This window comes from Billgrantia campisalis, assembly GCF_022341425.1.
GTDB lineage: Bacteria > Pseudomonadota > Gammaproteobacteria > Pseudomonadales > Halomonadaceae > Halomonas > Halomonas campisalis.
In genome coordinates this window covers 1-9303 of the sequence record NZ_JABFUC010000028.1, presented here as the reverse complement: position 1 = coordinate 9303, position 9303 = coordinate 1, and the positions used below count along the sequence as shown (strand labels likewise).

9 protein-coding genes, 1 pseudogene and 1 riboswitch are annotated in these 9303 nt (G+C 65.2%); all 10 genes and pseudogenes read right to left on the bottom strand.

Features of this window, described 5'->3' with window-relative positions:
• Nucleotides 1-178, bottom strand: a pseudogene (locus tag HOP52_RS19270) (cobalamin-binding protein); the annotation flags it as partial.
• Between the two features lie 38 nt (nucleotides 179-216).
• Complete coding sequence (locus tag HOP52_RS19265; RefSeq protein WP_238979156.1) at nucleotides 217-2037, bottom strand: TonB-dependent receptor domain-containing protein; 1821 nt, start codon at nucleotides 2035-2037, stop codon at nucleotides 217-219.
• 232 nt (nucleotides 2038-2269) lie between these two features.
• A riboswitch (cobalamin riboswitch) is annotated at nucleotides 2270-2491 on the bottom strand.
• Nucleotides 2492-2511: 20 nt separating this feature from the next.
• Nucleotides 2512-2967, bottom strand: a complete 456-nt coding sequence (locus tag HOP52_RS19260) for a bifunctional adenosylcobinamide kinase/adenosylcobinamide-phosphate guanylyltransferase (RefSeq protein ID WP_238979155.1) — start codon at nucleotides 2965-2967, stop codon at nucleotides 2512-2514.
• Nucleotides 2919-3551, bottom strand: coding sequence for a histidine phosphatase family protein (locus HOP52_RS19255; RefSeq protein WP_238979154.1), 633 nt, complete (start codon nucleotides 3549-3551; stop codon nucleotides 2919-2921). Before HOP52_RS19255 ends, HOP52_RS19260 begins: the two co-directional genes overlap by 49 nt.
• On the bottom strand, nucleotides 3503-4261 hold the full coding sequence (cobS, locus tag HOP52_RS19250; RefSeq protein ID WP_238979153.1) for an adenosylcobinamide-GDP ribazoletransferase: 759 nt from the start codon (nucleotides 4259-4261) through the stop codon (nucleotides 3503-3505). The genes HOP52_RS19255 and cobS overlap by 49 nt, the downstream gene beginning before the upstream one ends.
• Nucleotides 4262-4788: 527 nt before the next feature.
• A complete protein-coding gene (locus HOP52_RS19245) occupies nucleotides 4789-5364 on the bottom strand; it encodes a hypothetical protein (RefSeq protein ID WP_238979152.1) in 576 nt (191 codons plus the stop codon).
• 204 nt (nucleotides 5365-5568) lie between these two features.
• Nucleotides 5569-8049: a hypothetical protein gene (locus HOP52_RS19240; RefSeq protein WP_238979151.1), complete on the bottom strand. Its 2481-nt coding sequence runs from the start codon at nucleotides 8047-8049 to the stop codon at nucleotides 5569-5571.
• Between the two features lie 8 nt (nucleotides 8050-8057).
• Nucleotides 8058-8453: a hypothetical protein gene (locus HOP52_RS19235; protein ID WP_238979150.1), complete on the bottom strand. Its 396-nt coding sequence runs from the start codon at nucleotides 8451-8453 to the stop codon at nucleotides 8058-8060.
• Between the two features lie 213 nt (nucleotides 8454-8666).
• Entirely contained in the window at nucleotides 8667-9005 is a 339-nt protein-coding gene (locus tag HOP52_RS19230) for a Mor transcription activator family protein (RefSeq protein WP_238979149.1), read from the bottom strand.
• A gap of 48 nt (nucleotides 9006-9053) precedes the next feature.
• Nucleotides 9054-9176: a hypothetical protein gene (locus HOP52_RS19680; RefSeq protein ID WP_275298304.1), complete on the bottom strand. Its 123-nt coding sequence runs from the start codon at nucleotides 9174-9176 to the stop codon at nucleotides 9054-9056.
• Nucleotides 9177-9303: the final 127 nt, after the last annotated feature.

The window sequence follows — 9303 nt, the reverse complement described above, 5'->3', positions numbered from 1 at the left end:
CCACCGCCACCACCTTCTCCCCCGCCCCAGCGGCATAGACCAGCTCGGTGGCCCCGGGCGAGAGCGCGGCGATGCGGCTTGCCGGCTGCTCGAGGCATACCTCGCGGTCGCGGTCGTCCACGGCGCACACCTCGGCCTGGGCCGAGGCGATCCCCCCGGCCCCGAGCCACAGCGCCAGAGCGGCGCTGGGCAAGCAAGCGCGTATCACCATAGGCTTCATTGGTCGAAGTGCACGCTGACGAAGGCGGCGCGCCCGGCGTTGATATAGTCGCGGGCGGTCTCATACTCCTTGTCGAAGGCGTTCTCCACGGTCAGGCGAGTCGACCACATGGGCGCAAACTCCCAGCCGGCGCGCAGGTTGACCAGGCCGAAGCCGGCCAGGCGCCGCTCGTTGGCGGCATCGTCGTAGCGATGGTTCTGGGCGATCCAGGAGCCGCCCAGCGACCAGTCGCCCAGCTCGCGGTCGACGTCCAGGCGCAGGCTCTGGCTGGCGCGGCGCGCCAAGCGGTTGCCCGCATTGCCCTCGCTGCGATTCTCCGGGTCGATGTAGGTCAGGGCCGCGGCCAGGGTCCAGTCGTTAAGCTCGGCACCGGCGGACAATTCAACGCCACGGATACGCGCCGAATCGATGTTCGTCGGCGCCCAGAGCCCTGAGGGCTGCGGCGCCCAGGCGATCATATCGTCGAGGTCGGTCTGGTAGGCGGCCAGATCCCAGAAGAGATCGCGATACTGGCCACGCACGCCAACTTCCAGGCTTTCCGAGGTCTCCGCTTCGAGATCGGGATTGCCCGACCCCGGCCAGTAGAGATCATTGAAGCTGGGCGCCTTGAAAGCGGTGCCGACACTCGCCCGCAGGGTATGGTGGGCATCCAGGTCATAGCCCAGCGCCAGGCTGCCTGTCACCTCTTCGCCATAGGCCTCGTTGTCGTCATAGCGCAGGCTGGCCTGCAGCGCGAAGGGGGAAAAGTCGAACAGCCCCTGGGCGAACAGCGCCGCGTTGTCACGACGGTCGACGTCGTAGTCATTGCTGCCGGCCACCCGATCCTCGCTGTACTCGGCGCCGGCAATCAGCTCGTGCAACCCCAGTGCCAGGGTATTCTGCCAGCGGGCCGTCTGAGTGCGCGTTTCGATGGTGGAGGGAAAGCTCGTGTTGAAAGTGTCGAGCTCATCCCGCGCCTCGCTGAGGGTGAGGCGGCTGCTCCAGCGGTCGGTCACCGGCAGCTCGGCATAGACGCCGGCCACCTGCTGGACGAAGTCGCTCTCACCGCCGTCGAATTCGTTGTTGCCGCGCGCGCGCAGCGCCAGCACGCCCAGCTCGGCCCCACCGTCGAAGGTATGGGCGAGACGCGCCAGCCCGGTGGTGTTGTCATACCCCTTGTCGTCGCCATCGCGGCGAACCGGGGCGCCATCGGTGGAAAAATGGCTGCCGGCGAAGCTGTAGCGGGTGCCGCCGCTGCTGCCGGAGAGGGTGGCGCTGTAGCGCTGGGTATTGAAGGAACCGCCGCCCACGGAGACGCTGGGATGCGGGCCGCCCTCCTGTGCCTCATGGGTAAACAGCTGCACCACACCGCCCACCGCATCGGCGCCGTAGAGGCTGCCGCGCGGGCCGCGCACGATCTCGGCGCGCTGGAACATGCGCGGTTCCAGATAGTGCCAGGCGGCGCCGCCGGTGGTCGCCGAACGCAGTCGAATACCGTCGATCATCAGCACGGTGGCATCATTGCCGGTACCGCGAATGTAGACACTGCTGTTCTTGCCGAAGGACCCGTTGGAGGTCACGTCCACCCCGGGCTGGCCACGCAGCAGATCGGTGACACTGGTCGGATCCTGGCGACGCAGCGTCGCTTCATCCAGCACGGTGACGGAAGCCAGCGTTTCGTCGGCGGTACGCGGTGCCAGGGCGGCGGTGACCACCAGGGGATTGAGGCGCACGGCCTGGTCGGTGTCGGCCTCGGGGGCCTGGGCCTGAACGGCCAGCGGCAGCGCAGCGAGGCCAAAAGCGGCCAGGCCACGGGTAGCGTTACGTGTGGTTTTCATGATTGTCCCTTGCTCGCCGTGCCTACCCGCACGGTCGGTTTTTCGGCATTCGCCGGGGCGGCAAGGAAGATCGAGGGAAGGGAGAACGGAAAAAGCGGCGTTTGCCCAGCCCTTGGTCGCCCACCGCAACCCGGCATACTGGAAACACGCCACAAATGCCTGCGCGGACTAGGCGTCCCCGACGAATCGCTGCATTCGCCTTGCGCCTCATCCCGCTCGTCGATTTGTTTAGCGTTTCCTGGACTCTCGGGCCGGTCTCCGGGCTGACGAGCGGAAGCGGCGGAATACCGGCTTCCCGAACGGCGGCCTTCCCGTGCCTGGGCACAGTGGCATATCGGCCGTTCTTGTCTCGATCACCGTTGCGGGGGCAGCGTCGGAATGGCTCACAGAGCGCACCGACTTCCCGTTTCACTGACGACGAGCCGCCGTCAGCACCTGAGAGTGGGCGTAAGCTAGCAACCTGGTCGGAAGGCGTCAACGCGCATTGGCCGGCGCCTTGACCTGACGCAGTACCTGAAGCAGCCCATGGCGAACGTACCAGACCCGCTCGGCCCGGGCGGCGGCGTCTTGGGCGAGCCAGCCGGCCAGATCGCGCAGTCGACGATCGCTGGCCGCCATGGGCACGATGCCGCGGCCCACCTCCGGCAGGATCAGCACCACCTCGTGGCCATCGCGGCACTCGGCGGCGCACAGGGCATCGAGTTCGGCGGCGAGCTGGTTTCTCAGCGCATCGTCGTCGGGCTCATGCGCCAGCGCCGCCTGCAGCCAGCCGAGCCAGCCGGTGATCACCCGCACCGTGCCGGGCGCGCCCTGGCGACGCCAGTCACCCAGCGGCCGGCTGGGCACCAGTCGACACCAGTTCGCCGCCGGAAAGCGTGCCGCTACGGCGTCGCGCTTGCCGGCGCAGGCACCGCCGATGAAGAGCTGCATTGCCAGCCTCCCTGATGAGTGAACACGAACCGACGCCCCTGGGCCTGTCCGACGCTGCCCGCCCAGAAGTCGATCGCCTCCAAGCGCCGGCGCAGTTCACGGATCACGCCGCCGTGGGTCACCGTCAGCACCCGCCGATGCCCCTCCCTCAGCGCCGTAGCCAACAACTCGGTGAGCCAGGCTTCGAGCCGGGCGCGCAGGGCGGCGGCGGACTCCCCGCCCGGCGGCGCCTGTTCCCCTCGGCTGTCGATCCAGGCGCGATAGGCCGGCTGGTCCTTGAGCTCAGCATAGCAGCGGCCCTCGTAGTCGCCGAAGTCGAGCTCGCGCAGGCGCGGATCCAAGCGTGTCTGGCGCTCGTCGGCGTCGAACACATGGGCCAGGGTCTGGCGGCAGCGCGTCAGATCGCTGCAGTGAACGGCGTCGAAGGGCTCGCCGGCCAGGTGATCGCGCAGCCGCGCCATGTCGCCGAGCGCCTCGGGCAGCAGCAGCGGGATATCGCGCTGTCCCTGGTAGCGGCGTTCCTGGTTCCATGCGGTCAGCCCGTGACGAACGACCACCAGCTCCAGGCAATCAGCAGCAGCCATAGCTCTCCTCCCTCGATGGCGGCACCCACGATATCGCCGTTGATGCCGGTGAAGGCCCGGGTCATCGCCAGGCCGTAGAGCAGCAGAAAGATCAGCAGCGCGCCGAACAGCAGCAGCCAGCCCGGCAGCAGCCAGAACAGCAGCGGCAGCGGCCATAGCGCCAGCAGCAGGTCGCGATGGCCCAGATCCTGGCGCCAGGCCCAGGCCAGCCCTTCGCGCCGGGCACAGGGCGCGAGCCGCAGCAGCGCCACGGCGCCGAAACGCGCCAGGGCGGGCACCGCCAGCAGCACCGCCAGGCTCACTCCGGCATCCACCAGCGCCCACAGCAGCACGCCCTTCCAGGCCAGCAGAAAGACCAGCGCCAGCATACCGAAGCTGCCTACCTGGGGATCTTTCATGATCTCCCAGCGCCGCTCCAGGGGGGCATTGCTGCCCAGGGCGTCGGCCACATCCATCAGCCCGTCCAGGTGCAACCCGCCGGAGAGCGCCACCCACAGGCTGAGCAGCGCGAGCGCCAGCAGCGGCGCGGGCAGCGCCCCCTGCAGCAGCGCCGCCGCGCCCGCCAGCACGCCCCCCAGCAGCAGCCCCACCAGCGGATAGCAGCGCAGCGCCCAGCGGCGGGTGGCCGGCGTCCAGGGACACGCCACCGGCACCGGCAGCCGGGTGAGGAACTGCAGCGCCAGCAGCAGGCCATAGCCGGCGTTTTTCATGTCATCCTCTGAGGGTGCCTACAAAAGGGCTGCACTCGACAATACTTCGTTAAAATTTGACTCAATATGCTCATTTACACCCCGTAAACTCCACTATTTTGTAGCGCCGCACGATAATTCCCGCCCTGGGCGCACGATAATCGGCAAACGCTATTTTTCACGCAGTGGAACCGGCATACCAATAAAGCGTCCCCGCTTAGTCGTCGCGGTTGCAATCAGCACAAGCCAGAGCAGGCCGTGAAGCATAAAATGCAGCATGTGATCCAACCATGGCCTGCGCTAGGCTGCGGTCACATCCCCCGCGAGGAGTGCAAGCATGGTCCAGCTCTGTAGGCCCTGTATCCAGCAGAAGAGCAAGAGGCGGCGCGATCCGCCTCATTCCCGTCTCAAGGCCATAGGTGAGGCGCGCCACTTAAACAGCCATATCGGAGCATCGAGAGAGCAGGATTACCAGTGCCAGAACTGTGGGGCGATCTGGCTCTACGACTCTGACAAGGGCAGCAGCGGTTGGCTGCTGATGGCATCGGCTACTTGATATGTCTGGGCTGCAGTGCCGCCCATGAACAGTCACAGCCGAAGACCAGGCAGGGGGCCATGTCCGCCGCCATCTCGCAACTCCGAGTCTCCTTATGGCTGAGCCCGCATCGGCTGATGCCGTCTGGAGAGCTGGTGTGAGCCACTAGTACATGAGTATTGCCCCTGATCATGCTATGACCGGCCACGAGCCGCATCTGCTCGATCCTACGCAGTTGGTGTGCCGCTCGCGAGACCTGCGTTCTCAGCATGATCATCAGTTGGCGGGAAGATGCGCCGATCCCAAGGTCGTCGAGATAGAGTTCGGCGTCCGGCCACCGGAATGAATCTGGCCATACTGCAGCTAAGGCCTTGTTGCCCTGCTGCTCACCATCGTAGATCACCTTTGCCAGCGCACCTCGCACGGCATCGCGCGCCTCCGGCGGCCACTCAATGCCCACGGCGGCAAGCTCAAAGGCTTGCTCGTAATAGTCAATGGGGCGATCGGATGCCTCGCTCGAGGCCTGGGGTTCTGCAGGTGGCTTGGGCACGCTGACGAGCGCGGCGCGGATCTTGGAGAGGAGTCCCATCTGCGTTCTCCCTGCTGTACGGTCCGATCAGCATGGCACAGCGCGGTAGGAACGACCCATCCATCTCGGCGGATGGGTCGGCTTTAACGGGCGTTGAACAGGCATCGACAGGCCCTCTCGAGCGGGAGCAAACTCAGCGTACCGCAGGCGGGTGTTTTGCGATGCGCTACACAGTTGTAGCGAGCCAGACGTGCCGTATAGCCATCACAGACCTAAAACGGTCTTGATCTGGGATTTGTTACGCTTGATCTGATTGACCAAGGCTCTTTCACCAACAGGCGTGTTGATCCCAGCCTGAAATGCTTCGTCAGCGTCAAAAGTATTGATGATGGTCAAGCCGCGTTCCGAGGCACTCCCACCCTGGTTATTGCGGTGCCGGGGGTCGTTGGTGGTGAGCACCTCTTCGTTGCGCCGCGCGAGGATCAGCATCTCGTCTGCGGCTATTGCAGTGCGGGTACCACCAGAGCCCACGACGCCCCCGCCGTGGTGGGTGCCGAACACGCCTGCGACAGCCCCACCGATCCCGCCGCCGGTAGCGTTCTGCAGGGCGTTGAAGATCATCTGCTGGATAATCATCTGGCTTATCTGACGCAGGAAGTCAGCCGCGAACTGACGGAACGCATCGCCCAGACTCTCAATGGCGTTGCGGCCGTTGGCGAGATCCTCGGCGAATGAATCGAGGCCCCGTGCTGCGCCGAAAGCGAAATTGCGGTTTATGTTACGTGCGCTGATCAGCCCGGAGTTGATCTCCTCGATGCGGGCGCGCACCTGGTCGGCAGCCTGCTCAAGGGCGGCAGCGTACTGTGGGAACTGCGTCTTGAGCTCCTCGATCAGCTCCAGCTGCCGCTCCAACGCCCGCGAGGGGTCTACGCGATCAAGAATACCCTCCAGATTGCGTTGCGCTTCGACCTGCTCCTGGTTGGCGCGGGTGAGCTCGTGGGCGAGACGCACCTGCTGCTCGAGCTGCTGGGCGGCGCCTTCGCCGATCCGATGCTTGAGCTCCAATAACGCTGCCTGGATGCGGTACTCGTCGGTCTCCTGACCGGAGTACTGAGCGAGCAGCTCCTGCTGGGCGATGCGCAGGGCGAGATCATCTTCGGCGGCGCGGATCTCGATAAGGCGTTGCTCGGCCTCGAGCATGTCATGCATGGCGCCCGCCAAGGCTCTGGCTTGGGCGACCTGGGCGGGGGTGGCGAACTCGTTGAGGCGCCCCGTGGCGGCATCCATGGCCTGGGCGCGGTCGCGCTCGGTACCGGCCAGGCTCTCCAGCAGCTGCCGCTCGCGTTGCAGGCCGGCGATCACCTGCTGGTTGGCGGCGGCCTGGCTGGCGGCGCGCTCAGCCTCGGCCTGGGCGCGGCGATCAGCGGCTTCACGGGCAGGTCGCTCTGCGGCCTCAATGGCAGCCGCGGCCCGGGCTTCCACCGCAGCCCGGGCGCTGGCCAGATCGGCATTATCGATACCGCCCTGGGTGCTTAGCCCCTCCAGCTCGCGGAGCATACGGTCGCGCTCGGCGATGATGCGGTCATTTGCGGTGCGCTCGATCTCGACACGCGCATCTGCGGCTTCCTGCTCGATCTCCTTGATCCGGTCCCGGCGCCGGCCGGCATCTGCCTCGGCCCGGGAGGCGGATAGCGCACCGGGGCCCTGCGTTTCCCGACGCCGCTCAAGACGAGTGATCTGGGCATCGAGCTGATCACGGTCCACGAACCGACCGAAAAGCGTCAGCTCACGACGAGCGCGAGCTGTTTGCAAACGCACATCATCAGTCTGCTGACTGACACGCTCCAGGCCACCAACAATGCTGGAAAGACCCTGGACGGCACGCTGCGCATAGGAGGTATCGCCCAGATTTTCTTTCAGCTGGGTCCAGTTCTTGCCCAAGGTATCCATGGCGCCGGCTAGGCCCTGTGCCTCACCCACCCCAGTGCCACCAATCTGCTGCTCGAGATGCTCCAGAATAACGCGCATGGCATCCGCCTGACGGCCGGTCTCGACCATCTCCTGGATCATCTGGCGCTGCTCGAACGTCAGGTCGGTCATGCGCCGTCCCAGGCGGCCCAAGCCCTCCTCTGGAGCCTCCAGCACCCGGGCGATCTGCTGCACGTTACTGGTCAAGTTGCCGCCCAGATCCTGGGCAAGCTCAATCACCCGGAAGAAGTTCTGACCAGCGATACTCGAGAAGCCAGCCAGCTCAGCAGCTGCGGTCCTTACCTCACTCACGCTTGTCAGCGTGTCTTCAGCCATGCGCTGAGCAAATTCTTCGATCTCTTGGATCGAGACCCCCGCGGCGAAGCCAGTGGCCTGAAGGCGCGCCTCAAGACGCAGCAGCTGCTGCTCGGCGTTCCCGGCGGCGCGAGTGAAGGACAGCCAACCCATCACACCGGCGCTGGCGGCCAGGCCGGTGGCGCCCAGGGCCAGACCGGCGCGGTTGGCCAGGGTGGCGATGGAGGAGAACCGGGAGGCAACGCCACCCAACGGGCCATGCAGCACCGCCGAGGCACTGGCGGCGTTGCGCATGGAGTCGCTGAAGGTTCGGGTCTCACGGGCAGCCGAGCGGGTCTCTCGACCGCTGCGCTGGGTCTGCTCGGTGAGTCGGCGCACCTCGCGCACGCCCTGCTGGGTGCCAGCCCGCAGGTTGCTGGGGTCGGCCTCGAGGCGGATGCCTACGCGCAGATCATTGGCCATGGGCTACCTCATGCTTTCAGGTGCATGGTCGGCACGGCTGTGGAGTAGCCATCGCCGTACGCACGAAGTATTGCTGGCGCCATCCCTGATATCTTCAGTAATTGACGGAACGCTTCAGGGGTAAAAGGGATCTCCTCACCGCCATCGTCACAGACATCTCGCCAGCCCATGACCAGCTCGCCCAGCTTCTCAGCGATACGCACCTCACGTTCATCATCATCGAACTCAGCGCTGACCTGGATGGCGCTGAGTTCTCTCAGTAACTCGCACAAGCGGCGGCTACTCACATCGCGAACCCGGAGGGAAAAACAGAACTCCCCATCTGCTGGATTCTCGGCCACTTGCTTGACTGTCAATGGCAGCCAGAAATCACGCTTCCCGAGGATTAGTTTTGAGATCGCCACAGCAGTCTCCGAGCTTGTAGATCAGGTCTCAGTGCTACACCAGGGTGGCGTGGGTCACTGCCTGACAGAAATAGGGTGGGGGCTTACCGGTTGCCGTGCCCAGGGACGATGAAGGCCGTGAACCGGGGCTCGAAGGCCCTCTCTCCTGCATCGCCCACCAACATCCTCCGGGGCCCCCATAGACACCCCGCCATCATTGGCAGGGTGGAAACCTCATGTCTCTTTGTCGCTTTGGCGGAGCTTTCTCTGCTCGGCCAGGATCCCGTAGATCCGGGTGGTGGTCAGACCGTGCTCGCGGGAGAGCTCCTCGTGGTTGTGGCCATCGAACCGCTCCCAGATCTCGCGGTCGCGCAGGGCGAGATCCAGCCCCTCGCCCTTGGGAAAGTAGAACACCCGGCCGCCATGCAAGAAGGCCAGGGCCTTTATCACAACCTTTGCCAACTCGCGGGACCTGTTCTGCTCCAGCCCATGGTTCACCAGCGCCTGTTCAGCGACATCCGTCACTTCCATGAGCTTTTTTGGCCACTTATGCTCTCGCTTCTGCTCGCTCATCACTCCCCCTGGCATTATCCGCATCGCGTTATCGTGTCGGAGGCCGGGTCAACCTCCATGCCGGCCCAGGAACAGGTCCGCCACGCCCAGGGCCTCGAGCTGCTCGAGCTGTTCCTGGCGCACCTGGTGACGTTCTTCCGCAGAGCTGATCTCCCGGTTGGCGTAAAGCACATCACGTATCCGGCGTCAACTACTTTGACCGGTCGGCGACAATTAAAATGACCGGTTGGGTGGGGTTGTTGTCGTCAGCCTGACGACGCGACCTTTCCTCCTTGTAATTGACGCTGATAGGCGCGTT

Coding starts and splice junctions, on each gene's coding strand:
- HOP52_RS19245 (WP_238979152.1), bottom strand. CDS start 5,364: ATGGGACTCCTCTCCAAGATCCGCGCCGCGCTCGTCAGCGTGCCCAAG.
- HOP52_RS19260 (WP_238979155.1), bottom strand. CDS start 2,967: ATGCAGCTCTTCATCGGCGGTGCCTGCGCCGGCAAGCGCGACGCCGTA.
- HOP52_RS19265 (WP_238979156.1), bottom strand. CDS start 2,037: ATGAAAACCACACGTAACGCTACCCGTGGCCTGGCCGCTTTTGGCCTC.
- HOP52_RS19230 (WP_238979149.1), bottom strand. CDS start 9,005: ATGAGCGAGCAGAAGCGAGAGCATAAGTGGCCAAAAAAGCTCATGGAA.
- cobS (WP_238979153.1), bottom strand. CDS start 4,261: ATGAAAAACGCCGGCTATGGCCTGCTGCTGGCGCTGCAGTTCCTCACC.
- HOP52_RS19240 (WP_238979151.1), bottom strand. CDS start 8,049: ATGGCCAATGATCTGCGCGTAGGCATCCGCCTCGAGGCCGACCCCAGC.
- HOP52_RS19255 (WP_238979154.1), bottom strand. CDS start 3,551: ATGGCTGCTGCTGATTGCCTGGAGCTGGTGGTCGTTCGTCACGGGCTG.